Origin of the sequence: Pseudomonas sp. UV AK001 (genome assembly GCF_046097675.1) — a bacterium.
Classification (GTDB): domain Bacteria; phylum Pseudomonadota; class Gammaproteobacteria; order Pseudomonadales; family Pseudomonadaceae; genus Aquipseudomonas; species Aquipseudomonas kribbensis.
Genome location: NZ_JBJUVZ010000005.1, coordinates 163,510 through 187,934, shown reverse-complemented (window position 1 = coordinate 187,934; position 24,425 = coordinate 163,510). Strand labels below are relative to the sequence as shown.

The window sequence follows — 24,425 nt, the reverse complement described above, 5'->3', positions numbered from 1 at the left end:
TCTCACGAGCTCTCCATACCGCTGTCCTCACCTTCAAACTGAAAAACCTGCGGCGCCACCTGAATGTCTCCGTCAACTTGAATCAGGATTTTCCTGTCCAGCCCCGTCCCTTCAAGATAAGTTTTGACTCGCTGCAGAGTGGCCTCATCCAGCGGATTACTTCGAAAGTTGTAATTGACGGGTTGAACATCGGGCAGTTCGAAGAGCTCGTCTGGAAGACGGGTAATTTCGTTATTTCCCAAATCTGCAAACGCCAGGCTCTCGCTCTCAAACAGCCCGACCGGCACTTCAGCCAGCCCTGTATTAGACAGATAAAGACTGTCCAGACGCCGCATGAACCGGATATCAGGTGGCAGTACAAGCGGATTGTTGCTCAAGTCCAGCAGCGTCAAACCTTCAATGTGGGCAAGACCTTCGACGGTTGCTTCGGAGAGCCGAATATCACAGTTGTCCAGGGTCAGGGTCATCAGTTCCCTCATTTGATAAACCTCCACGGGAAACGATTTCAGCGCCAGGCCCGAGAGAGTCAGATAACGCACACCCGGGAAGCTTGAAAGAAAGGAGCTGCCGTCCAACGGGGTGGTGCTGGAGAGGCTTAGCTCACGAACATGGCTGAAGTCCGCCGATAAGTGAGGCAGGCTTCCAAGGACATCCAGATCGTAATCCAGAGTCGCAGGGGTGTACGGATTGGTGCTGGTAGCCTTCCGGGACCAGTTATCCTGAAGTTCCTGCGCAAAGCGCTCTCGACCAGCTCGTTGCGCAGCCATTTCGGCACTTGTCAGGGCCAACCCCGTAACCGGATGCCGGGACGGCACCTGCCTGGCCCAGGTCCCAAGATCCTCCACCAAAGCGAAGTATTCCGCTTCGAGCCGGGCCACCGCCCGCAAAGGATCGCCTTTCAATCGCTCGCGCCGCAAAGTTGCCCGGGCGTCCTGGGACAGGACTGGAAACAATGCTGCCAGACGCTCATCTACACTGCGCAACGATCCCGAAGGAGCATCGACGCCATCCGGCAGGTATCTCGACTCTATTGGGTGCCAGAACCGGCCCTCGGCATCCGGCACCATCTGCGGACCGGAAGCCTTGAGCTCTCTGGCGAGCGTGGCGCGAAAAAGGCCACTCTCGGCTTCCCGAACCACTTGAACGAAATGTTCGCTGGAAACAGCCACGAACTGGCGCTGCTTGAACACTCGAATGCCCTGTGCATCAGCCTCGCCGAAGACTTTCCGGGTTGGTATCCAGTAATCCGCGATCGAAGGTCTCAAGGTAACGTCTGCCACTCTCTCGATGGCGGAAATCACCATGTCCGGTGCGGCGCCGCCCATCTGCATCGCTGCAACAGAGTCCGGCCGGGCAGAAGGCAGCTGCAGATCCAGGCGATGTAGCGAGGGTGGACGGGGAAGATCGATCGAGGGCGTACGATGGAAACCATCGACGGCGGTATCATTTTTTCCGCTGAAACCGGGTTTGATCTTGGGTGATTTGTCAGCCATGAACGCTCATCCTTGAGATTGGGTGCACTGATCAAACAACTCTGTGCGATCGATGCCGGGTATGCGGGTCAGTCATTCCCACTTGGATTCTTTTTTTGTCGCTAAAGAAAACAGCCTACGGAAATGCCGGCAGCGTGCCGGAGTACATATGTCTACTGCCGTTACATTTATCTCAAATTCAGGAGCAGCTGCGTCTCGCGCAAAAGAGGGCCAACCTGTGACGAACAGGCTTCAAGCGTCACCTGACTTGGTAACCGCACTTTCAACAGCTGCCAGAACCGTTGAAAGCGCGGTGGAACATTGACCAACTCATGGTTCGCTGCGAATGATCCCGCTCAGCGCCCCGTCAAGCGCCTCGCACGGTGTGTCCGAAGGCATGCATGGTCACCGTCCGGGTGTCGCGGTCCGCAAAGAAAAACAAGCGCGTGGCCTGGCTAAGCCTTATTTCGGTGTACCCCGTGTTATTGAAGTAACCCGGATCACGGAGCTGGCTAGCGTTGGGAGACCTGAAAGGCACCATTTCATTGTAACCAGTCTTCCCCCCAAGCGCGCTGGCGGCTTCGCTCGGCGACCTGCCATGATCCTTGATTGCATCCTTGAACCGGAAGAATTTATCCCTTGAAATGTCATCAAGATCCTCAAAACCAGGAATGGCGCCTCTTCCCGTTCTCTGCCCGTCCACCCTCCCTCTGAAGCCTTGGGTCTTGTAGGTCCATGTTCCTGGCCCGGCACTCGTTCCCGGAGTGCTTCGCCCCCCCATTCCCCTCGCCATGGCCCTGGCGGCTTCGCGAGAGTCTCCGCTCAACCCTGACTTGAAGGCCCCTGCCAGTTTGCTGGCTCCTTTGACTGCCGCACCCGCCAGCCCGACGCCAAGGGATGCCAGCCCAAGCCCCAGACTGATGTAACCGAGAATGTCACCCGCCGCAGAATCCGGCGCCAGTTCATGTGCCACCTCACTGGCGATAGCCGTAATGCCCGAGGCGACTCCCAGCCCCGCCACCAGCAGGCCCAGCGGCGTGGCGGCTCCCAGCGTCAGAACACTGATCGCAATCCCCAGGCCTGCCAGTGCAATCCCGGCAATCGACTCCCAGGAAACATGCCCCGTAGGGTCAACGCGGTTGACCGGATCACCCAGGCAATATGCATAGGCATTCACCCCTCCTGCTCCGAACGGACTCATGCTGTCGGGTGACAGAAAGCGCATCAGGGTCGGGCTGTAGGCCCTATAGCCATTGCCCAGCAAATACAGACCGGTGACGGGATCAAACTGCTCGCCATTGAAACCTGGCAGACTGAATAAACCGCCTTCCGCCTCCCGATGCCCATACGGGCTGTAGGCGATATCGGTAACCCGGCCATTCTGCAGTTGCGTCAGCACGCTTTGTTGCTGATCGGTGCCGAACATCCGTACACCCGCATCCACGCCGACCTTGAACTGCCCCAGCAACAGGCCTTCGTGGCGCACGACACTGCAAAGGTCGCTGCCACACACATCGTTGATGGCACGTCCACCGCGATAGTAACGCTGAGTGTCCGCGCTACCCGGCTGCGACAGCGCCATCAGCCGGTCGAAACCGTCGTACTGATAGCCCCGCACCTTCTGCCCCTGTGCATTACTGACACCTGTCAGACGCCCAAGCGGGTCATACGTCAGCGTACGCCCCTGGTCATCCTTGATCATCCGACCATTGGCGTCGTATTGCAGAGTGACCGGTTGCGGGTAATCAGCGTGGGAATGACTGATGTCCGTGAGCTGGGTGAAGTCGACCTTGCTGTAGCTGAAAGTCGTCAGATTGATGCCTTGGGGGAAGCGGGTTTGCAGCGTGAGGAGGTTGTCCAGCGCATCGAAGGTGAATGTCTGCTCGACGATTTCCTTGCCGTAGGGATCCCGTGGCCGTTGCGTGCCTTCACAGGTGTAATGGCTCAGTCGCCCACGCACGTCATAGGTAAAGCGCTCATCGCGCAGTATTTGAGTGCCGCGTTTCAAGACTTTCTGCGCCAGCTTGCCGGAGAGGGTGTAACTCGATGTCAGTGTCTGACTTTCCTGACCCTCGACTTCAAACCGACGGGTCGTTTCACGCCCGATATCGTCGTAGCTCAGATGCGTCTTCATGCGCAGGGCGGTCGATGTATCCCGGGCGTCAATTAGCGCCAGCAAGCCTGCGGTGTCATAGGTGTATTCGAACCGCAAGCGGCCCTGGGTGAAAGCGGATTTGCGCCCCCAACTGTCATATTCAGACTTGTGTTCGTTGCCCAGTCCATCAGTGAAAGTCAGCGGCCGCCCGGCCAGCGACCAGGTGTGGGATGTTGTCTGGCGATGTTCACCGTATATGGTTGCTTCGGACTTCAAGCGTCCGGAAGGATAGTAGACGAAACGATGTTCACGCCCCTGCTCGATGCAGGTTTCAGGCTTGCCATGCAAGGCGTCGTAGGTGAAGCGCGCAAGCAATCCGTCAGCCTTGCGCTCAGCCAGCCTGTTCACTCCCTGCGACCAGGTGAATTCGACTTTTTTACCGTCAGCCCCCATATGCCATCCGGCCTGGCTGGAGCCCGACACATACCCCGCTGTGAATGTGCACCCGCCTACCGTACTTTCAGTCAGGCGATCCAGCCCGTCGAATACCTGTCGGCCCAACTCCAGAGTGTCGACCTTGATCCTTACCGGCAATGTTTCGGCGCTGTGATCGGAATATTCAGTCTCGACCGCATGGCCGTCCGGCAATTCGCTGCGAACCAATCGATCAAAGACGTCGTAGTGGTAGAGCGTCTTGTTGCCTTCCTGATCGGTCTGGCTGCGGGTTCTGCCGTAACCGTCATACTCAAGGACCGACTTGCCCAGGCTCTCCCCCTTCCGGTCGAGCATCTCAATACTTTTCGGCTTGCCGAAAGCGTTGAAGAACGAGACCGTCTTGCCCATTCCCTCCTGCCAGAGGGTTTCCCGGAGAGCGACCGGATCGAATTCGCGATGCTCTACGCGCCCGTCAGCATGACGCGTCTGTTTCACTTGTCCCCAACTGTCATAGACCAGTCGGGTAATGGCCGGACGGGCAATGCCGTCCCACCAGTCTGTGCGGGTCTGCTCCACCAGTCGCCCCGCCTTGTCGTGAAGTGCGGAGTACACCGTGCGCATAAGGCTTTCTTGCGACGCTCCCTCATCTGGATTGTCGCAATCAAGCTCCTTGATGCCGATCACGCGCCCCAAACCGTCATGAGTGACCGTTTGCATACCTCCCGCCGGATCCGTGACGGCCACTGTCGCTGGCGAAGTGCTGCTTGCCTCCTGATAAACCCAGGTCGTCGAAGCCGCATGGGCGGCGTCCGGGGAGAGCGTCTTGCGCACGCATCGACCAATGGCATCGTACTCATAGTCGATCCGGCCACCGTCCATGTCGGTCTCCGACAAGGTCAATCCACTGTATGACGACAGGACTTGCGTCGTGCTTTGCGAAGTACCATCGAAACCGTGAACAGTGTGGGTCAGATGAAGGCGAGCACCTTCCAGCCGAGAGGAAAACGCCGTTCGGGTGGTGCGACCGTTCCGGGTAATGCGCTGCTCCTGCAATGCACCATGTCGGAGCTGGTCCGCCGGTGTATCGAAATAACTGTGCTCGACCTTTGAACGAAGAACCTCCTTGTCTTCCACCTTTTCGAAGAACCGTTCTTCGATGACCACGACGCTGGCCAGCGTCGAGCCTTGCAATGCCGGGTGCAAGGCATGGCGAAAACGGGTACAGGTCGAGGCCCCGCCGCCGGGTGCGGCGATGACCGTCCTTTGCTTCTCGAAACGGACAAAGCCGAGCGGATCCACCGGACAGTCCGGCGACTCGACCGCCGGATAGAACTCGGACAGCGTCGTGACACCGTCGGGCCCCACATGCCTGAGCAGGTTGCCCACCGCATCAAACTCGGTAATCGTGGTCTCCTCGCGTTGCTTTTTGCCGAGACGGTTTTCGAACTTCAGTCTCTGGACCCGGGGCAGACGAAAGTGTGCCGGTTGTTCGTTGAAAGGCTTTCCTGTTGCGAGGTGATACTCGGTGAACTGCGAAGTTACCGCCTCCCCGCACGTCGTCACCTGCGCAACCAGCAAATGGAATTTGTTGTACGTCCGTTTAGTGTGACTGTGCACCTTGCCATCGACCACCAGGCGCTCCTCGGACGCATACTGGTAACTCCAGGGTGCCGAGTAGAGCGGGTCACCGTCGTCGGATGGCTCCACCGACAAACCATGCCCAAGGAAATTACGGTCCGAAAACGTGTAGATTCTGCTCGTTTTCGGCTGACCGTGACCCGGATAAATGTCATGGGCCATGACATGAGGCAGCGTCCCCGTCGCACTGGCATCGCTGGCGGGCAGCAGATGCCCCTGCTCCTTGTAGCGAATGATTTCGACGGCCCCCAGCGGTGTCACGACCCGTTTCAGGTAACCGACTTCATCGATGAGCGAATATTCGAGATCCCAGCCCCGGCCCACTGGCAAACCGATCTCCACGACCCGGTCGTTGCTATCGAGTTTCATTGTGAAGTCAGCCGTGGATGCCGTATCCGGGTTCTGGCTCAATGTAACCAGAGTGCCCTTGCGGGAGATTTTCAGCAGCGTCCGCTGGTCATCCCTGACTTCGATCAGCTCCGGGTATTGATTGACCACTTTGTACAGCAGTGTGATGCCTGCGCCGTTGGCCGCGACGATCCGCGTCGGGACTGCGACCAGACTGCCCTCCTGCACCGTCAACTCCTCCCGATGTCCGTCCTTGTAACGAACATCAAAACGTCCGGCACCGGTTTTCACGACCTTGACGCTTTCCAGCTTCATTTCCCTGAACTGGAGACCCGCGACCGTTTCGACGGCCTTGTAACGCTCACCGCTGAACAGGGTCATCATCTTGCTGCGCGTGTCATAACGGGTCGTGGCCAGCGAACAGCCCAGCCCGAATCCGGTGTTTCGGGTATCAAGCGGGTTGAAACCCAGGGCGAGTCCGAACGAAGGTCCGTTAAGACCCGCAGATCGAACAGCTCCCAAAGACAAGGAGCAGGTATACAAGCCTGTCCGAGGATCAACACCGCCCGTTACAAACTCACCAAAATTGAATGCATTGGAATGCACGGAGACCGGAGATTTGTTCTCCATATATAAATTCCTTATTCACCACACAACAACCAACCCACTCGATGAACTTCGAAGTTCAAACCGACTGCGTTGAAACCGAACAAAAGAAGCTCGCGACAATCTTCTAAAAAATCGCCGTTCAAACCAACTTGAATGCGCGTGCGGAAAAATCCGGCTTTATACGAAGCCAGTGCGCCGTACCGAACTCATCGAATACCGTCAGTTCAAAAACCTGATCCCGAACCGGCTGACTCTGATAGTCGGGAGAGAGATAGCTCAATAGCGTCAGATTACCCGGCTGCTGATTGACTGGCGTCCCGACATATCCTTTCGGACCGCGAATGGTCGCACTGGCACCATAGACCGGCGCCATGTAGCCGCAGTAAGTTCTTTCCCCCGGGTGGGAATCATTAATATTTTGGGAAGCAAAGAACAACGTCGCGTATTCGTCATCTTTTTGTACTTGCGTGCTGGTCCAGTCCAGAAGATTAATGGAACGACGGTCAGCATAGAGACTCAGGCTGTATCGATGAATCGCGTCGAAACGATCAATGACTCTTTCACTGACCTTTACCAGGGCAAAGTGGCTCACTGGATACTGGACCGGCGATATCGCCTCCAACGTCACGCTGCTGTCACTCCCCAGTTGCCCGTTGCTTCGAAATACTTCATCGCCCAGGGTGATTTCGGCGGCGATTTGCAGTGAGCCCGGCCTGGAGCTGCTAACCCAGAACTCATAGACCTGAACGGGTTCGGCAGGGTCGGTAATGCGATTATGCGCAGCCGGTACCAGTGGAGTGGCCCGGGCGATGCCGCCCGCCATGTCATGAGCGTAGCGATTTTCCCGGGTCTCGACGTTCCAGTCCCCCGAGAGCGGCCGCGCGCCGTTGTAGGAGATCAGGCGAAGGGTCTGCATGGCCGGATGCCCGTGCAGAGACACTTCGTTGGCCTGGGCATCGCCACCCGAAATCAAGACCAGCACCCGTACTTGCATCCGACCGTTGGCATAGAGTTGCTTATGACGAAGTGTGGGTGCCGAATCAAATTTGACTTCGAGCCTCTGAACACTGACAATTTCTTCAAACATAAATAACTTCCTGTATCAATATTTAATCAACCCCTCTCAAGACAAATCAGGGCACAACCAAATATTAAACACATCACCAAAGCCTATAACAGCCGCAATAGCTGACAACATGTAAACACAGCAATCGGAAGTATCAACCTGAAACACAAACTACAAAACCAGCCTTATAAAATATAAAAAACACAACAAAAAAGCCAACTTCTTCAAAGCCAAAAAGACAAAGAAAAAAGTGGACCATCTATTTTATACAACCAGACTGATTGCAAGAAAACGGCTGTTCAGTCTTTGTCAGATGTCGGATTCCACCCCGCTATCAGAACTGTCGCTTGATTCTGGAGAGTCATTGACATCGAGATTGTCTTCATCCGAGCGAATCTGCACTTTACGATCGAGACTGGCATTTTCCAGATAGTGTGTGATTCGCTCCCGCGCCACCACGCCGAGCGGGTTACCCTTAAATCCAGGTGAAGATTCTGCGCATCCGGAATGTCGAACAACTCATCGCCGACGGTGGCAATGTTGTTCTCTCGCAAATCCACGCGAGTCAATGCTGATAATCGCTCCATCCCGGAAGAAAACTCGCCAATCGCACAATCGCGCAAAAACAACTCTCGCAATCCCTGCATGAATCCCACAGGCGGGGCAATGTCCAAGGGGTTTTCCCTCAAATTCAGTAACGTGAGGATTTCGATCCCGGACAGGCCCTCGGCATTGCTCTCGGAAAGACGAAGTGAATTTCCGTTCAATACCAGGTGCTGCAAATCCCGCATCTGGAAGATCGCCGGAGAAAGTTCCTCCATTCGCACAGACTCCGGAATCAGGTAGCGAACGTTGGGGAAACTGTCTAAAAACCGACCCAACGATACTTCGGTATTGCGCGCGGTCAGCACCAGCTCTGTCACCCATTCAAACCGGGCGGACAAGTGTGGCAATTCCCCGGAGAAATCGATGAACGTCGAAAAACTGTGATCGGCAGAACCCTGTCCCGGCACCGACTCACGCCGCCAGATCGCTAGTAGATCCTGACTGAATTTTTCACGCTTCTGTCGTTGGCTGGCGAGGGCTCCAGCACTCAATCCGGACTCAGTGCCGGGATGAGTTCAGCGCGCCCTCCCTAGCCAGTTCTTCAGTTCTTCAGTTCTTCAGTTCTTCAGTTCTTCAGTTCTTCACGCAACGCTACAGACTCTTTTTCCAGTCGCACAAGAACGGAGTGCGGATCACTGTTTAATCGATCTCCGATGATAGCAATCACTTCGTCGTCCGGAAGTCCGGGATAAAGCGCTCGCACTCGACGTTCGACAGATGCTTGCGAAATCAGGCGGCCTGACAGTGCCGAGGAGGGTCCCCGCGCGAAGGTTTCAACATCGTCGTCTGCACCGGCAAGCTTTTGCGCCCCGTTGCTGTCTTTCGGGTGCCAGTACCGGCGGTGTTGATCAGGCAACAGAAACGGCCCGGAAGGAACGAGCTCACTTGCCAGCATTGCTCGCCAGTCTCCCGTAACGGGATCCCTGGCAACCTGGACAAAATGCCCGTCGGTCAATTCGATGTACCGGCGCTGCTTGATGATTCTGAATCCCTGAACATCGTGTGCGGGCAATACCGCTGCGGCGCTGATCCAGAAATCGGCCAACACCGGAAGCATCGGTGCGGTTGCAGGCACCTGGGATGGAAATTCGGAAACAATCATGCCGTTCTCGACAACCAACGACGGGGGGCCATTCTGCCTGCCTGAATGGCCAGGGTTTGTTGTCACAGGTGACGAGACAGAGCGGCGTGACACATCGGGCACATCGACATCCGCTCGCGGCGGTGCTTCATGACTTGGAGTACGGGGAGTAGGTGGTTTCGGGGAGGGTGCAGGAGCAAAACCCTTTGGCGTCTTTTTGAGTATCAATTCTCATCCTTGAGCGAAATTGAGTCAGCCCCTTTACGGTGAGAAACTGGCGGACAATAGTGTCCCTGCCGAATTGCCGGCAGGGATCATCGATATCGCAGCTTACTGACTTACTCTTTTACAGTGAGCTTATATATCTACTGCCCTGATGCAGCTTTACCCCCGTTCAAGAATGAACAAACCTTCCGTGGCATCGGTTCGAATGGCCAGTTTGTGTTCAGACCCGTATTGATCAATTGCGGAAAAATGAAACGCCTCATCCACCGTATACTTGGTGTAGCTGTACGTATACTCGGAAATAGCCTGCACAATAGTCAACTCACCGTGACGATCGTTGACCCGTACAAGATATTCCTGACTCACCTTTGAAGAGACACTGGCAGGCCCTGAAAATATGAAGTCTAAAAAAGTGTTGTCATTGACAGGCAACTTTACCGTGACATCAGTCTGATCAGGACTTGCCAGAATACCTTTCAGATGATTGGTCGCAGGTGCTCCCAGCCAGTTACCGTGAGCAAAAACCAAGTTACCTGTACCTCGCGACGCCACCCAGTCCACCAGTTTTATTTGCTGCCCCTGATGATTGAGTCCGAGGTAGTAATTGGAGATCCGGTTACCTGGCGCTTCATTTCCGCGCCGTACGCTTTTCAAGTGAAACTGCTCAAGCGAGTAGCTGACCGGCAATTGCGCATCCAGCGTGATACTGCTGTCCTGACGATCGAGCAGACCAGTACCGTTGCTTTGAATAACGTTTCCGTTGAGTAAAACACGCGCTGCGATCTGTGTGGTACCGACTCCCGCCGATGAAACCCAGAAGGTGCGCACATGAGGATGGCCATGGTATTGCGACTCATCGCCCGGTGCGTCCATCAAATCTGCAGAGACAGGAGCCTCCAGCGTATACCGTCCCTGGTCGGCACTGGCTTTCCAGCCGTCCCGCAATGTCTTCCCGGTATTGTAATGAATAAGTTCTACCGTATTCAGTACATCAGCCGGTACAGAAATATGTTGACCATTTTCATCGAAACCGGAGACCAGCACCTGCACTTTAACTTGCATACGCCCGTTGCCAAACAACACCTTGTTTCGCGTTGCGACCCCTGAATCGAACTTCACCTTCAACTCAATACTTTCCAGAGAAGCCGAATTACTTGAGCGCTCTGCAGACAGCTCATTAAACTCACTCATTTTTTCACTCCTGTGACTGATATCAGTTCCGATGCATCCGCATTTTATTGGGCGGAGCCGGATATCAATATCACGTCATTCAAAAGCGAACTTAAATCAAGTGTAAGAAGCTGTAGCCAGTCGTCAATGCTCGTCGTTATAAACGAACTTCGGCATTTCCCAATGGAAGCGAATCGCCAATAACCGCAGTAGAAAGCCACCGAACAGAGTGATCAGAATTGCCTGTTCACTCGGCACATTCAGATACAGACAAAGCATGTAACACCACGCCGCAGCAAACGAGACGCTGGCGTAGAGTTCGCGGCGGAAGATCAGCGGGATGTCGTTGCAGAAGATGTCGCGCAGGATGCCGCCGAACACCCCGGTGATCACGCCGCTGACCGAAGCCACCAGCATGCCGTGGCCCATTTCCAGGGCGGTCATGCAGCCGATCAGGGTGAATGCCACCAGACCGACCGCGTCGAGCACCAGAAACAGCGAGCGCAGATGGCGCATCCAGCGTGCCGTGAACACGGTGATCATCGCTGCGACCGTGGTCAGCACCAGGTATTCCGGGTGTTTGACCCAGGTCAGCGGATAGTGCCCGAGCAGCACGTCGCGCACCGAACCGCCACCCAATGCCGTGACGCAGGCAATCAACACCACGCCGAACCAGTCCATGCCGCGACGGCCCGCGGACAGTGCGCCGGTCATGGCTTCGGCAGTAATGGCGACGAGGTAGAGCATCAGCAACATGGCGGCGGTCCTGGCAGGAAGGCGCGCAGTCTAGCCATTTCAGGGCGACACCAGAAGTGCGTTTTGCTGAACGTCTGTGACGAGGGGATCTGGCTGCTGCACAGCCAGGCGGGAGAAAGCTCCCTCGCCACAAAGGTCGCCGATATCAGAACTTGATGAAATGCTTGCGGTAGTGCTGCAGCTCGGCGATGGACTCGCGGATGTCATCCAGTGCCAGGTGAGTGCTGCCCTTCTTGAAGCTGTCGCGCACGTCCGGCGCCCAGCGCGCGGCCAGTTCCTTGAGGGTGGAAACGTCGAGGTTGCGGTAATGAAAGTAACTTTCCAGCGACTTCATGTGGGTATAAAGGAAGCGACGATCCTGGCAGATGCTGTTGCCGCAGATCGGCGACTTGCCCTTCGGCACCCACTTTTCGAGGAAGGCGATGGTTTCGGCTTCAGCCTCGGCCATGCTCACGCGGCTGTCGCGTACACGCTGGGTCAGGCCGGAGTTGCCGTGGGTGCGGGTGTTCCACTCGTCCATGCGGGCCAGCACTTCGTCGCTGTGGTGGATGGCGATCACCGGGCCTTCGGCCAGAGTGTTCAGGTCACTGTCGGTGACGATGGTGGCCATTTCGATGATGACGTCGTTTTCCGGATCCAGACCGGTCATTTCCAGGTCGATCCAGATCAGGTTCTGCGGGTTTTGCATAATTCGGCTCCTAGGCAATGCTGCGCAGTTTAGCCTAGGGCGGTGCCCGGGCGTGCTAAACTCGCGGCCGTTTTACCTAATCGCTGCATTCTTCAGACGGAACACCCATGGCCAAACGCCAACTCAATCGTCGTCAAAACTGGCGCATCGAAAAGATCCAGGGCGAGCGCGCCGCCCGCGCCGCCAAACGCGAGTCCTCGGCTGTCGAGGCGCTCGAAGGTGGCGACCTGGGCCCTGAACAGCACGGCCTGGTGATCGCCCACTTCGGTGTGCAGGTCGAGGTCGAGGCCGTTGACGGCGAACTGGCCGGCCAGGTCTTCCGTTGCCACTTGCGGGCCAACCTGCCCGCACTGGTGACCGGTGACCGGGTGGTCTGGCGTGCCGGCAACCAGGGCATCGGTGTGATCGTCGCGCAACTGCCACGCACCACCGAACTGTGCCGCCCGGACAGCCGTGGCCAGCTCAAACCGGTGGCCGCCAACGTCGACATGATCGTCATCGTCTTCGCCCCGCTGCCCGAGCCCCATGCGAACCTGATCGACCGCTATCTGGTCGCAGCCGAGCACGCCGGCATCCGCCCGTTGCTGCTGCTGAACAAATTCGACCTGATCGACGAGCAGAACGCCCCGGCGCTGAACGCACTTCTGGCGGTGTATCGCACCCTGGGTTATCCGGTGCTGGAAGTGTCGGCGCACCACGGCAACGGCATGGAGCAATTGCAAACGCTGCTCGACGGTCGCATCAGCGTGTTCGTCGGTCAGTCCGGTGTCGGCAAGTCGTCGCTGGTCAACAGCCTGCTGCCGGACGTCGAAACCCGTGTCGGGCCGCTGTCCGAATGGTCCGGCCAGGGCACTCACACCACGACCACTGCACGGCTGTTTCACTTCCCCGGTGGCGGTGAACTGATCGACTCCCCGGGCATCCGCGAATTCGGCCTGGGCCACGTCAGCCGTGCCGATGTCGAGGCGGGGTTCATCGAGTTCGACGACCTGCTCGGCACCTGCCGCTTCCGCGACTGCAAGCACGATCGCGAACCGGGTTGCGCCTTGCTCAAGGCCCTTGAAGACGGACGCATCCAGCAGCAGCGGATGAACAGCTACCGCTCGATCATCGCCAGCCTTCCCGAAAACGGCTACTAAGCAGCCAGACACAAAAAAGCCGCGATCATCTCGCGGCTTTTTTGTGGGTCACTGCTTCGGCGCGGGCGCCGGTGCAGGGGCCGGTGCAGCAGGCGCCGGGGCTGGCGCCGCGCTGCCCGGCTCGGCCGGTTTCGGCAGCGGGTCGTCGAACAGGTTCAACCGTTCGCGCAACTCGTGGGCCGGCACCGGTTGCTGATCCGCCGGCAAGGCGTTCGGGTCGACCGGTTTGGCCGGATCGGCGCCGTTCTGCCCTTCGGCCGGTTTCGCCGGCTCAGCGCCTTGCGAACCTTCGATGGCGGCCTGGGCCTTTTTGGTCAATACCACGATGTCGATGCGGCGGTTGACCGGGTTGAACGGGTTTTCCTTGTCGAACAGTGCCGACGAGGCGTAACCCACCACCCGAGCCACTTGGCCGTCCGGATAGCTGCCCGCCACCAGCGCACGTCGGGCGGCGTTGGCACGGTTGGCCGAAAGCTCCCAGTTACCGAAGTCGCCGGTGCCGGTGTACGGCTTGGCATCAGTGTGACCGCTGATGCTGATCTTGTTCGGCACCGCTTTGATGGTGTCGGCCATGGCCAGCAGAATGTCTTCGAAGTACGGTTTCAGGCGTGCAGAACCGGAGTCGAACATCGGCCGGTTCTCGGCGTCCATGATCTGGATGCGCAAGCCGTTCGGCGTGATCTCGAACAGGATCTGATCCTTGAACTTCTGCAGTTGCGGATTCTCGTCGACCTTGTTCTGCAGTTCCTGCAGCAACAGTTCCAGACGCTCCTTCTCGACCTGCTCGGCCATGCCTTCAACCTGATCGGTGTCAACCGTGACCTTGTCAGGTTGCGGCTGAGACTTCACTTCAGGGTTGAGGGTGTTTTCCGGCGCCAGGGTCGGCGTACCGCCCAGGTCGATGATGTACGGCGTACCGCTCTCGGAGAAGCCGACCGGGTCCTTGAAGTAGCCGGCAATGGCGATCTTCTGTTCCGGCGTTGCGGTGGACAGCAGCCACAACACCAGAAAGAACGCCATCATCGCCGTCGCGAAGTCGGCGAAGGCGATCTTCCACGCCCCGCCGTGATGCCCGCCACCGTAGCGCTTGACGCGCTTGATGATTATCGGCTGGTTATTTTCCATGACTTAGCGACCGCGAACCGCTTGTTCCAGCTCGGCGAAGCTAGGACGGTGAGCCGGGTACAGAACCTTGCGCCCGAATTCCACGGCCAGCGACGGCGGCATGCCGGAAGCCGAAGCCACCAGCGAGGCCTTGATGGCTTCGTAGACGTTGAGCTCTTCCTTGGCATCGTGGGCCAGGGAATGCGCCAGCGGGCCGAAGAAGCCGTAGGCCGCCAAGATACCGAAGAAGGTACCGACCAGTGCCGCACCTACGTGCAGACCGATGGACTTCTGATCGCCGTCACCCAGGGACGCCATGGTCACCACGATACCCAGTACCGCCGCGACGATACCGAAACCGGGCATACCGTCGGCAATGCCGTTGACCGCGTGGGAAGGGTGTTCCAGTTCTTCCTTGAGGCTGTACAACTCCATGTCGAACAGGCCTTCGAGTTCGTGCGGCGCCATGTTGCCGGACGACATGATGCGCAGGTAATCGCAGATGAACGCGGTCATGCGTTCGTCTTTCAGCACCGCCGGGTACTTGGCGAAGATCGGGCTCGCAGCGGCATCTTCGATGTCGCCTTCGATGGCCATCATGCCTTCACGGCGGCTCTTGTTGAGGATTTCGTAGATCAGACCGAGCACTTCCAGATAGAACGTGTGGCTGAAACGCGAGCTGAACATGCCCAGGGATTTCTTGAGCACGTGCATGGTCATGTAACCGGGGTTGGCCTGGAGGAATGCTCCGAGTGCCGCACCGCCGATGATCATCACCTCGAAGGGCTGGATCAGGGCGGCAATCTTGCCGTGGGAAAGCACGTATCCGCCGAGCACGCTCGCGAATACGACGATGATGCCGATAATTTTAGCCATAGGTAGAAAGTACTTACTTAAGTCGGGTTCAAGGTCATATTCGGAAGTTAAAAAATCTCTTCTTCTACTTATCGGCAAAACTGCGCCAGACTATAGCCAGTTCAGGCGAAAAGCCAATTTAGCCCGTGCCGGGCGCGTCTACAGCAGATCAAGATCCCGTCCAGACATGGCTAATGAAACGAACGTCCCACACGCAAGACCGACCACACTCGATGGCTGGGTGAAGCTGCTCGACGGCGTGCGCCTGCCGGTGCCGCAAGAGGCCCATGACAAGGTCTGCCGGGCGATCCGCGACAATCGCAGCTCGTTGCGCGACATTGCCGACCTGATGCAGGACAGCCCGGCGCTGGCCCTGAGCATCATCCGCGAAGCCAACCGCCATACCCAGGGCAGCCTGACCGCACCGGCGGAAAACCTTGAGGTGGCGATCAATCGCCTTGGCCTCGCCCGCACCGAAGAACTGCTGGCACGCCTGCCCGCCGAACCGCAGGCGCAAATCCCCCAGGCCCTGCGCCAGATACAGATGATCAGTCAGCACGCCACACAACAGGCCAACGGCTTTTTTGCCAGTCGCCTGGCGCGGCTGTGGCAGGACATTCACTGGGGCAGCCTGCTGTTTCTGTCGCCGTTGTGGCCGCTGGCGCTGACCTTTCCCAAACTGCTCGAAGAGTGGGAAGTACGGGTCATCCACAAGGGCGAATCGGCCCGCGACGTGGAAAAACAACTGTTCGGCGTGCGCCTGCTGAAGGTCGGTGCGGCACTGGTCGAAGCCTGGCGCCTGCCGATCTGGGTGCAGCAGGGGTACCGATTGCTGCTCACCGAGCAGCGCGAACTGGTCAAGGTCCTGCGCATCGCTCGCGATGTCGATCATCCGTTGCGCCAACAGAACCGCCTCGATGACGACCCGACCCTGCGCAACTGGCTCAATCAGCCGGCCAATACCGTGCTGCTGGCCAATGGTCTGGCGCTGTCGGCGCAACAGGCCTGGGACAGTCCGCACAGCGAGCGCTGGCAGTACCTGACCAGCCTCTATCTGCAAATCCCGATGGAAGAAGTGCAGCAACAGCTGCACCAGCAGGCCGCCAACAGTGCGCGCCGGCACTCGATGCCGGATCTGTGGCACCCGGCGGTTTCCCTTTTGTGGCCATGGGGCACCCGGCGCCTGCCGGCCGGCATGCTGCCGGCCGCCGCACCCAACGCCGAAGACCTGGCCAAATGGCGCCGGCAATGTGCCGAACTGCTGGCTGAGCCAAGCCGTTTCACCAATGCCATGCACCTGACCATTGCCGCCCGCGACGCGCTGGTAGCCAGCGGCATGCGCCGGGTGATGATCCTGATGGCCGACCGCACGCAGTCCAGTCTGCGTGTGCATCAGACTTCCGGGTTGCCGAAGGAAGCCGCTGCACTCAATTTCGTCGTCAGCCAAAGCACGGTGCTGCAACGCTTGCTCGCTCAGCAGGCACAGGTGCGGATCACTCCGGAGAACAACGCCCAGTTTTCCGCCCTGCTGCCGCCGTCCCTGCGTACGCTGTTCCGTGGCGAACACCTGTTCCTGCGCTCGCTGGTCCATAACGGCCGGGTGATCATGATCGTGGTCGCCGACCAGGGCGGCGGGCCGTTCGCCGACATCACCGTGCAAGCCTTCGGCAAAACCGCGCAGTGCATCGAGAAAGCCCTGCACAGCTTTAGCCAGCGCGGCCAATGACAGCTACAATCCTTCCCCTTTGTGCTCTGGAGACCTCACATGTCTGACTTCTCTGGCCTGGCGCTGGTGATCGAGCCGAGCGACCTGCTCCCGCGCCTCGACGCCCGCAACCTGATTCTGGTGGATCTGACCAGTGCCGCCCGCTATGCCGAGGGTCATATTCCCGGCGCACGCTTCGTCGATCCGAAGCGCACCCAGCTGGGCCAGGCACCGGCTCCGGGCCTGCTGCCGACAAAGGAAAAACTCGAAGAACTGTTCGGCGAGCTGGGCCACAACAAGGACGCGGTCTACGTGGTCTACGACGACGAAGGCGGCGGCTGGGCCGGACGCTTCATCTGGCTGCTCGACGTGATCGGTCACGACAAGTACCACTACCTCGACGGCGGTCTGCCGGCATGGCTGGCGGAAGGTTCGCCGATGTCGATCCAGGTCCCTCCTGCGGTCGGCGGTCCGGTGGCCCTGACCCTGCACGACGAACCGACCGCCACCCGCGAATACCTGCAAAGCCGCCTCGGTGCCGCCGACCTGGCGATCTGGGACGCGCGCGGGCCACTGGAATATTCCGGCGAGAAAGTGCTGGCGGCCAAGGGCGGGCACATCCCCGGCGCAGTCAATTTCGAATGGACGGCCGGCATGGATCAGGCGCGCCAACTGCGCATCCGCACCGACATGCCGCAGATCCTCGAAAACCTCGGGATCACCAAGGACAAAGAAATCATCACTCACTGCCAGACCCATCACCGGTCCGGTTTCACTTATCTGGTGGCCAAGGCTCTCGGTTATCCGCGGGTCAAGGGCTACGCCGGTTCCTGGGGCGAATGGGGCAACCACCCCGACACCCCCGTCGAGCTTTAAGGATTTTTAAGGACAGTCATGAAAGAGCGTTTGTTTATCATCAGCCAGTACCTGCTGCCTCACCACTTGCTGTCGCGCCTGGCCGGCTGCATCGCCGAGTGCCGCGTGCGCTGGTTCAAGAATGCCTTCACCACCTGGTTCGCCAAGCGTTATCAGGTGGACATGTCCCAGGCGCTGGTTGAAGACGTGACCGCTTACGAGCACTTCAACGCCTTCTTCACCCGCGCGCTGAAAGACGGCGCACGTCCACTGGATCAGACGCCGGGCGCGATCCTCAGCCCGGCCGACGGCGCGATCAGCCAGCTCGGCCCGATCGAGCACGGCCGCATCTTCCAGGCCAAGGGCCACAGCTTCAGCGTGCTGGAACTGCTGGGTGGCGACGCAGCCAATGCTGCGCCGTTCATGGGCGGCGAGTTCGCCACCGTTTACCTGTCGCCGAAGGATTACCACCGCGTGCACATGCCGCTGGCCGGCACTCTGCGCGAGATGGTCTACATTCCGGGCCGGATCTTCTCGGTCAACCAGACCACCGCAGAAAACGTCCCTGAACTGTTCGCCCGCAACGAGCGTGTGGCGTGCATCTTCGACACCGAGCGCGGGCCGATGGCCGTGGTGCTGGTGGGCGCAATGATCGTGGCTTCGATCGAAACCGTGTGGGCCGGGCTGGTGACGCCGCCGAAACGCGAGCTGAAAACCTTCCGTTACGACGAAGCCGCCCGTGCACCGATTCATCTGGAAAAAGGTGCGGAGCTGGGTCGCTTCAAGCTGGGTTCGACCGCGATCGTGCTGTTCGGGCCGGATCAGGTGAAATGGGTTGAAGAACTGAAAGCCGGCTCGCCGGTACAGATGGGTCAGGCCTTGGCACTGTCGAACGCCTGAATCTGCTGATCCGCCCCTGCGCACGTCTGCGAAGGGGCGGACACGACCTGAACGGCGCCGTTACTCTATCTGCCCACGGAAGCCGATCGGCCCTTCGTTGGCGTAGGTATTGGTGCCGCTGAGGTTTTTCCCGCCGTCACTCGAGGTGACATTCAACGCGATAACGTTCTGGTTATCCCGACCGCCGATCACCCATTTGCCACCCGGATGCCATGGGGCATCGTTGCCACCCCACTGATTCTCGACGTTGTACTGGTTCTGACCAGTGCGCTGAGCCTTGAAGCCAATAGGGCCTTCGCCGGCGTAAGTCATGGTGCCATTGAAGGTTTTGCCGCCGTCGCCGGACTTGATGTCGATGGCGACGACTTTCTGGTTGTCCCGCGCCCCAAGAACCCAGGTTCCACCCGGATGCCAAGGTGCCGAACTACCGCCCCATTGGTTTGCCACTGCGTATTTAGACATGAACCTCATCTCCTTGAAGTTTTTCAGAGACCTGCCCGACGTTGGCGGCAAGCCGTGCAACCGTGCGTTTCCGATCGCACGCCAGAGAGCCTAGTAGCGCCTGCCGAAATGGCATCAGGCCAGCAGACCAACGGTAAAAAAGCCCGACAAGCGCCTGCGAAACGGACCACAACTGCTAGAGTTTTTGGCATTGCCCTATTCGCCGCCGGAGCTGGTCACGGCATGAGTGAGTCTCGATTCCAACCGCAACTGAGCGCACCGACGCCAACGCAGCTGCGCCTGTCTTTCTGTGAAGCGACCCCGCGCGACCTCAAGCGCTGGATCGCCGGCCTGCCGAAAGCCAACATCGGCGAAACCGCACGTCAGCTCTATCAGGGCCTCGGCGAACTCAATCAACTGCTGACGCCCAGCGACAACCGCCTGCACCTGCTGGAGCTGCTGCGGCCCGAGGTGTACTTCGTCTGCCAGCACCTTGAGCGACACTTTCTGCATCAGGCGATCATGCTCGACGAGCGCTCGCGCAAGATCAGCAACCTGTGCCAGGCCCTGCAAAGTCAGCTGGCCATCGGTTACAAGCAGATTGTTCTGCGCATCGCCCCCAAATACTCAAAAGACCGCGCCGCTCTGCTGAGCGAGGCATTGCAACGCGCCGTTCATGCACTGAAAGGACAACTGGTGCGCGCCACGCAGTTGTACAGCCCGGCGCCGGAGCAGCTGTGGTTTGAGCTGCACCAGTTGTTTCGCTGTGCCTGCGACTTGCAGTTGCAACACCGTCGGGTCCGTGACGATCTGGCCAGCCTCGCCGGTGAACTGAGTGTCGAACAGACCTATATCGCCACCCTGCTGCTGGGTAGCGCCCGCTGCAATCAGATGCGGCAGAATCCGATCGCCCAACTCGCGCAGGTGCTTGAACCCTGGAGCGCCTGGCTGAAACTGCACCCCGGCGCCTCGGGCGAAGGACTGTTCGCCATTTCTGCAGAGATCGACGCCGGCCCGCGTTATCGCAGCAAATTTCGCAGCGAACAGCAGTCGGGGCTGCTCGGCTTCGATCCGCAACCACTGGTGAATGCCATCGAAGCTCACCTGCTGCATCAGGACACGTCGACGCCGCTGCCGGTGCCGGCCGGCCTGACCCTCGACACCCTGCAACATCTGCACGCCACCTGGGGCGAGGCCGCCGAGCGCAGTTTTCAGCGCACCGTCGGCCAGGGCAACCTGACCGTGTGCGTCGGCATGAGCGCTCTGCACTTCTATCTCGGCGGTGAACGCACATTCAGCGAACTGCTCAAACATCCCGGCTCGCGCGCTGCGAACTTCAGCCGTGCGGTGGTGCAAGGGGAAAAGGACAGCTGGAGCCAGGCCTTCGATGCCGCGCCGCAGAGCAAGTCCGATGAGTTTTTGCCTTACGAGGAAATCCGCTACGAACCGCTGGCGGACGACGAAGGCGACGCTGACAGCCCGCCGCATTACCCGACGTATGCCTTGCCGGTCATCAATCACAGTCCAGGCGGCTACTGCCTGGCGTGGCCAAAAGAAGTACCTGCCGAATTGCAGACCGGGGAAATGGTCGGCATTCAGGACACCACGAATCAGGGCTGGAGCATTGCCGTGGTGCGCTGGATCCGTCAGGTGCGCGGTGCCGGGACACAAATGGGTATCGAGCTGGTAGCGCCACACGCCCAGCCCTGCGGACTGCAACTGGTGCGCACCCGGGACGATCACAGCCATTACCTGCGAGGTCTGCTGTTGCCGGAAATCAGCGCCATCGACTTGCCCGCAACGCTATTGGCGCCGCGATTGCCGTTTCAGGAAGGCAACAAAGTGCTGATCAACACCCAGGGCGAAGAACACCGCGCCGGGCTGGATCGGCGGGTGGCAAGCACACACAGTTTCAATCAGTTTGCCTACCGCTCGCTGGAAGCCGCGCAGAATGGCGGGAGCGAGGAGGATTTCGACTCATTGTGGAAATCCCTTTGAACAAGGATCGCAGCCAAAGGCTGCGATCCTGTGCAAGGGTTCAGAGCTGTCCGTCGCGATCCCGGAAGCCCAGCAGGTACAGCACGCCATCCAGCCCCAGGGTGGAAATGGCCTGCTTCGCCGACTGCTTGACCAGCGGCTTGGCGCGAAAAGCCACGCCCAGACCGGCAATCGCCAGCATCGGCAAATCGTTGGCGCCGTCGCCCACGGCAATGGTCTGTTCCAGACGCAAACCTTCTTTTTCAGCCAGTTGTTTCAGCAGATCGGCCTTGCGCTGGGCATCGACGATCGGCTCGATCGCAACGCCAGTGCACTTGCCGTCGACCACTTCCAGTTCGTTGGCGAACACGTAGTCGATGCCGAGTTTGGCCTGCAGTTGCTTGGCGAAGTAAGTGAAGCCGCCGGACAGGATCGCGGTCTTGTAGCCCAGACGCTTGAGTTCGGCGAACAGGGTTTCGGCGCCTTCGGTCAGGCGCAGGGAGGCGCCGATCGAATCCAGCACGCTGACATCCAGGCCCTTGAGCAATGCCAGACGCTCCTTGAAGCTCGCGCGGAAATCCAGCTCGCCGGCCATCGCCCGCTCGGTGATTTCCGACACCTGATCGCCCACACCGGCGGCCTTGGCCAGTTCGTCGATGACTTCGGCTTCGATCAGGGTCGAGTCCATGTCGAACACCGCCAGACGACGGTTGCGACGGAACAGCGAGTCTTCCTGGAAGGCGATGTCGACGTTCAGTTCCTGGGCCACGCTGAGGAACTCGGCGCGCAGGGCCTGTGGATCGGCCGCCTCGCCACGCACGGAGAACTCGATGCAGCCCTTGCCCTTGTCGGCCGGCGTGTCCAGCGGCATGCGACCCGACAGACGGTCGATATGGTCGATGTTCAGGCCATATTTGGCGGTGATCGAGCTCACGGCCTGCAACTGGCCGGCGGTGACCTTGCGGGTCAGCAGGGTGACGATGTGACGTTTCTTGCCCTGATTGCCCACCCATTGCTGGTAATCCTCTTCGGACACCGGGGTGAAACGCACCTGCTGGTCGAGCTCGTAGCCCTTGAACAGGATGTCCTTGAGCACCGATTTGCCCTGCTCGGAGTCGGGGATTTCCACGAGGATGCCGAACGACAGCATGTCGTGAATCACCGCCTGACCGATGTCGAGGATATTCACACCACCCTGGGCCAGAACACCGGTAATGGCCGCCGTCAGACCCGGACGGTCGACTCCCGTGATGTTAATCAGGACGATTTCGCGCAACGCGCACCCCCGCAACTGGAAAAAAACCGCATTCTACCCACTTTCAGTGACCATCGGGCACCGCCAGCGCTTTGCCGGTCTAGGGCCTGTCGCTATACTGCGCGTCAACTTCACGGACAAAAGAGCCGAGCTCAGTGAACCGGCCCACGCCAGTTAAAACCGATAACTTCTTCCTGCTGATCTTCCGTGCACTGCGCCACCGCCGTGTACCGATTGCATTGCGCATCGCCAGCCATAACGTGATCCTGGTCGCCCTGGCCCTGGTGATCTATGCCTGCGTGATGGGCTTGCAGTTCAAGCAGGCCATGCACGAGCAGGCCGATGCGCTGGGCGAAAGCCTGACCACGCAGACCGCCACTTCCGCGACCGAACTGCTGGTGTCCAACGACATCCTCAGCCTCAACGTGCTGCTCAACAACCTGACCAAGAACAAGCTGGTGGCCCACGCCGCCATCTACAGCGTGGACAACCGCATCCTCGCCGAGTCCGGTCAGCGCCCCAAGCACAGCCTGCTGGGCGAAGCCGAGGGCATGTACGAGAGCAAGATCACCTTCCAGGACGTAACCGCCGGGCAACTGCGCATCAGCCTGGACATGGACCAGTTCCAGCAGCCGATGACCATCAGCCTGCAGAGCATGGGCATTCTGAGCGCGATCCTGCTGGCCCTGTCGCTTGCCCTGAGTTTGCGTCTTGGTCGTCACATCTCCACGCCGCTGCTGCAACTGCGGGTATGGCTGCGCCGGATCGACGAATACACGCCGGGGACCGAGCGTCAGGACGAGATCGGCGATCTTGCCCGTCAACTGCACGCCAACTTTGCCCCGGAGCCAGCACCCAAACCTGAGCCGGAACCCGAATTCGAGGACGATGACGTCGAGCCGGAATTCGAAGTGCGCAACCTGCGTGATCCGAGCTTTGACGAAACCCGCCCGATGGCCGCGCAGAAACCTGCGCCACGCCATGTGGTCAGCACCGTTGAAGACGACGATGACGAAGACCCGTTTGCCGATCTGCGTGACGAATCGCTGAACGAACCTGCGCAACCTGCCGTTCGCCAGCCAACTCCGAGCGTGCCGCAACATACCGCGGTGCTGGCCGTGCAACTGGGTTCGCAAGAGCAATTGCGCCGTTTGCCACGGGCACGCCTGGAAGAATTGCAGGAGCGCTATCGCGACTGTCTGGAGCAGGCTGCTTCGCTGTATCAGGGTGAAATCGAAACCCTGAACGACGGCAGCACGCTGATGCTGTTCCACACCGAGGACAGCGGCGACGATTACCTGACCAACGCCATCTGCTGCGGCGAACTGCTGCGGGCGCTGGGCCACCAGTTGCAGATCGAAGTCGCCGACAGCGGCATCACCCTGCAATTGCAGCTGGGCCTGACCCTCGGCGATGAGCTGTTCGGTCTGAGCCAGATCGACCTGCTGCTGACCGACTCTGCCCAGGATGCCCTGGCGCTGTCGCAACACAGCCGCAACCTGCTGCTGGTGGAACGCAAGATCGGTGACGACGCGCTGATCCGCCAGCGTGCGCGGATCCGGCCGATTGCCAGCCCTGAGGGTGCGTGCTGCGTGGAGCGATTGATGGAACCTTATCCGTCGATGCTCGAGCGACAACTGGCGCGGATGCATGAGCGCCGGGCCTAAGCCTTAGGCCGGTTACAACGAAGCCCACAGACAAGTGGTTGTCTGTGGGCTTTTTTGTGCGTGGCGCTTTCGTGATTGCCCCTAGTCCTGAAGAGCCCCTCACCCTAGCCCTCTCCCCGAGGGAGAGGGAACCGATCCGGGAATATTGAGGAGCTGCAGCGACTTGAACGCCCAGCTTTGAATCCATAATCGCCAAGATCTTTCAGGTCGATGTATGACGCCAGACACCTCGGTCGGCTCCCTCTCCCTCCGGGCGGTCCGACGTTTCGGGAGGGCTGGGGTGAGGGTAGCTTTTGATCTTCCAATCCCAGAAACAACAAAGCCCGCACTAGGCGGGC

General features: G+C 59.1%; 18 protein-coding genes. 6 read left to right on the top strand and 12 right to left on the bottom strand.

Going from position 1 to position 24,425, the window contains the following annotated elements:
* Positions 1–2: 2 nt before the first annotated feature.
* The 8 genes from ACKLNA_RS16290 to orn all read right to left on the bottom strand — a co-directional run bounded on the left by ACKLNA_RS16290 (position 3) and on the right by orn (position 12,189).
* Complete coding sequence (locus ACKLNA_RS16290; RefSeq protein ID WP_408986439.1) at positions 3–1,493, bottom strand: leucine-rich repeat domain-containing protein; 1,491 nt, start codon at positions 1,491–1,493, stop codon at positions 3–5.
* A gap of 346 nt (positions 1,494–1,839) precedes the next feature.
* Positions 1,840–6,618: an RHS repeat-associated core domain-containing protein gene (locus ACKLNA_RS16285; protein ID WP_408986438.1), complete on the bottom strand. Its 4,779-nt coding sequence runs from the start codon at positions 6,616–6,618 to the stop codon at positions 1,840–1,842.
* A 118-nt stretch (positions 6,619–6,736) separates the two neighbouring features.
* Entirely contained in the window at positions 6,737–7,684 is a 948-nt protein-coding gene (locus tag ACKLNA_RS16280; protein ID WP_408986437.1) for a hypothetical protein, read from the bottom strand.
* A gap of 278 nt (positions 7,685–7,962) precedes the next feature.
* Entirely contained in the window at positions 7,963–8,760 is a 798-nt protein-coding gene (locus ACKLNA_RS16275; protein ID WP_408986436.1) for a leucine-rich repeat domain-containing protein, read from the bottom strand.
* A 74-nt stretch (positions 8,761–8,834) separates the two neighbouring features.
* The gene (locus ACKLNA_RS16270) at positions 8,835–9,371 is read right to left on the bottom strand and encodes a hypothetical protein (RefSeq protein ID WP_408986435.1); all 537 of its coding nucleotides are present in this window, start codon (positions 9,369–9,371) and stop codon (positions 8,835–8,837) included.
* A 363-nt stretch (positions 9,372–9,734) separates the two neighbouring features.
* Positions 9,735–10,766, bottom strand: a complete 1,032-nt coding sequence (locus tag ACKLNA_RS16265; protein WP_408986434.1) for a hypothetical protein — start codon at positions 10,764–10,766, stop codon at positions 9,735–9,737.
* 123 nt (positions 10,767–10,889) lie between these two features.
* Positions 10,890–11,501: a trimeric intracellular cation channel family protein gene (locus ACKLNA_RS16260; protein WP_064379088.1), complete on the bottom strand. Its 612-nt coding sequence runs from the start codon at positions 11,499–11,501 to the stop codon at positions 10,890–10,892.
* 145 nt (positions 11,502–11,646) lie between these two features.
* On the bottom strand, positions 11,647–12,189 hold the full coding sequence (orn, locus tag ACKLNA_RS16255) for an oligoribonuclease (protein WP_007950739.1): 543 nt from the start codon (positions 12,187–12,189) through the stop codon (positions 11,647–11,649).
* 107 nt (positions 12,190–12,296) lie between these two features.
* Here orn and rsgA point away from each other — a divergent pair, with 107 nt between their 5' ends.
* A complete protein-coding gene (rsgA, locus tag ACKLNA_RS16250) occupies positions 12,297–13,328 on the top strand; it encodes a small ribosomal subunit biogenesis GTPase RsgA (RefSeq protein WP_085711151.1) in 1,032 nt (343 codons plus the stop codon).
* Positions 13,329–13,376: 48 nt separating this feature from the next.
* On the opposite strand, the gene motB is transcribed toward rsgA, so the two are convergent.
* Positions 13,377–14,453 carry a flagellar motor protein MotB gene (gene motB, locus ACKLNA_RS16245; RefSeq protein WP_134825284.1) on the bottom strand — a complete coding sequence of 359 codons (1,077 nt, stop codon included), beginning with the start codon at positions 14,451–14,453 and terminating at the stop codon, positions 13,377–13,379.
* 3 nt (positions 14,454–14,456) lie between these two features.
* Complete coding sequence (motA, locus tag ACKLNA_RS16240; protein ID WP_085711149.1) at positions 14,457–15,308, bottom strand: flagellar motor stator protein MotA; 852 nt, start codon at positions 15,306–15,308, stop codon at positions 14,457–14,459.
* Positions 15,309–15,474: 166 nt separating this feature from the next.
* Between motA and ACKLNA_RS16235 the strand changes: the two genes are divergently transcribed.
* From ACKLNA_RS16235 to asd, 3 genes are read left to right on the top strand one after another with little or no spacing between them, the layout of a single operon-like run.
* A complete protein-coding gene (locus ACKLNA_RS16235) occupies positions 15,475–17,013 on the top strand; it encodes an HDOD domain-containing protein (protein ID WP_408986433.1) in 1,539 nt (512 codons plus the stop codon).
* Between the two features lie 39 nt (positions 17,014–17,052).
* Positions 17,053–17,868, top strand: a complete 816-nt coding sequence (rhdA, locus tag ACKLNA_RS16230) for a thiosulfate sulfurtransferase (RefSeq protein ID WP_134825282.1) — start codon at positions 17,053–17,055, stop codon at positions 17,866–17,868.
* 18 nt (positions 17,869–17,886) lie between these two features.
* A complete protein-coding gene (gene asd, locus ACKLNA_RS16225; RefSeq protein ID WP_065258758.1) occupies positions 17,887–18,747 on the top strand; it encodes an archaetidylserine decarboxylase in 861 nt (286 codons plus the stop codon).
* A gap of 60 nt (positions 18,748–18,807) precedes the next feature.
* Here asd and ACKLNA_RS16220 read toward each other — a convergent pair whose 3' ends face one another.
* Positions 18,808–19,209, bottom strand: a complete 402-nt coding sequence (locus ACKLNA_RS16220) for a lectin OAA (protein ID WP_085711146.1) — start codon at positions 19,207–19,209, stop codon at positions 18,808–18,810.
* 222 nt (positions 19,210–19,431) lie between these two features.
* Here ACKLNA_RS16220 and ACKLNA_RS16215 point away from each other — a divergent pair, with 222 nt between their 5' ends.
* Positions 19,432–21,186, top strand: coding sequence for a molecular chaperone (locus tag ACKLNA_RS16215; RefSeq protein ID WP_408986432.1), 1,755 nt, complete (start codon positions 19,432–19,434; stop codon positions 21,184–21,186).
* Between the two features lie 40 nt (positions 21,187–21,226).
* Here ACKLNA_RS16215 and serB read toward each other — a convergent pair whose 3' ends face one another.
* On the bottom strand, positions 21,227–22,441 hold the full coding sequence (gene serB / locus ACKLNA_RS16210) for a phosphoserine phosphatase SerB (RefSeq protein WP_007952163.1): 1,215 nt from the start codon (positions 22,439–22,441) through the stop codon (positions 21,227–21,229).
* Positions 22,442–22,575: 134 nt separating this feature from the next.
* Here serB and ACKLNA_RS16205 point away from each other — a divergent pair, with 134 nt between their 5' ends.
* Positions 22,576–24,087 carry an AhpA/YtjB family protein gene (locus tag ACKLNA_RS16205; protein WP_085711144.1) on the top strand — a complete coding sequence of 504 codons (1,512 nt, stop codon included), beginning with the start codon at positions 22,576–22,578 and terminating at the stop codon, positions 24,085–24,087.
* The last annotated feature ends 338 nt before the right edge of the window (positions 24,088–24,425 follow it).

Coding starts and splice junctions, on each gene's coding strand:
- ACKLNA_RS16290 (WP_408986439.1), bottom strand. CDS start 1,493: ATGGCTGACAAATCACCCAAGATCAAACCCGGTTTCAGCGGAAAAAAT.
- ACKLNA_RS16285 (WP_408986438.1), bottom strand. CDS start 6,618: ATGGAGAACAAATCTCCGGTCTCCGTGCATTCCAATGCATTCAATTTT.
- ACKLNA_RS16280 (WP_408986437.1), bottom strand. CDS start 7,684: ATGTTTGAAGAAATTGTCAGTGTTCAGAGGCTCGAAGTCAAATTTGAT.
- ACKLNA_RS16270 (WP_408986435.1), bottom strand. CDS start 9,371: ATGATTGTTTCCGAATTTCCATCCCAGGTGCCTGCAACCGCACCGATG.
- ACKLNA_RS16265 (WP_408986434.1), bottom strand. CDS start 10,766: ATGAGTGAGTTTAATGAGCTGTCTGCAGAGCGCTCAAGTAATTCGGCT.
- ACKLNA_RS16260 (WP_064379088.1), bottom strand. CDS start 11,501: ATGTTGCTGATGCTCTACCTCGTCGCCATTACTGCCGAAGCCATGACC.
- orn (WP_007950739.1), bottom strand. CDS start 12,189: ATGCAAAACCCGCAGAACCTGATCTGGATCGACCTGGAAATGACCGGT.
- rsgA (WP_085711151.1), top strand. CDS start 12,297: ATGGCCAAACGCCAACTCAATCGTCGTCAAAACTGGCGCATCGAAAAG.
- motB (WP_134825284.1), bottom strand. CDS start 14,453: ATGGAAAATAACCAGCCGATAATCATCAAGCGCGTCAAGCGCTACGGT.
- motA (WP_085711149.1), bottom strand. CDS start 15,308: ATGGCTAAAATTATCGGCATCATCGTCGTATTCGCGAGCGTGCTCGGC.
- ACKLNA_RS16235 (WP_408986433.1), top strand. CDS start 15,475: ATGGCTAATGAAACGAACGTCCCACACGCAAGACCGACCACACTCGAT.
- rhdA (WP_134825282.1), top strand. CDS start 17,053: ATGTCTGACTTCTCTGGCCTGGCGCTGGTGATCGAGCCGAGCGACCTG.
- asd (WP_065258758.1), top strand. CDS start 17,887: ATGAAAGAGCGTTTGTTTATCATCAGCCAGTACCTGCTGCCTCACCAC.
- ACKLNA_RS16220 (WP_085711146.1), bottom strand. CDS start 19,209: ATGTCTAAATACGCAGTGGCAAACCAATGGGGCGGTAGTTCGGCACCT.
- ACKLNA_RS16215 (WP_408986432.1), top strand. CDS start 19,432: ATGAGTGAGTCTCGATTCCAACCGCAACTGAGCGCACCGACGCCAACG.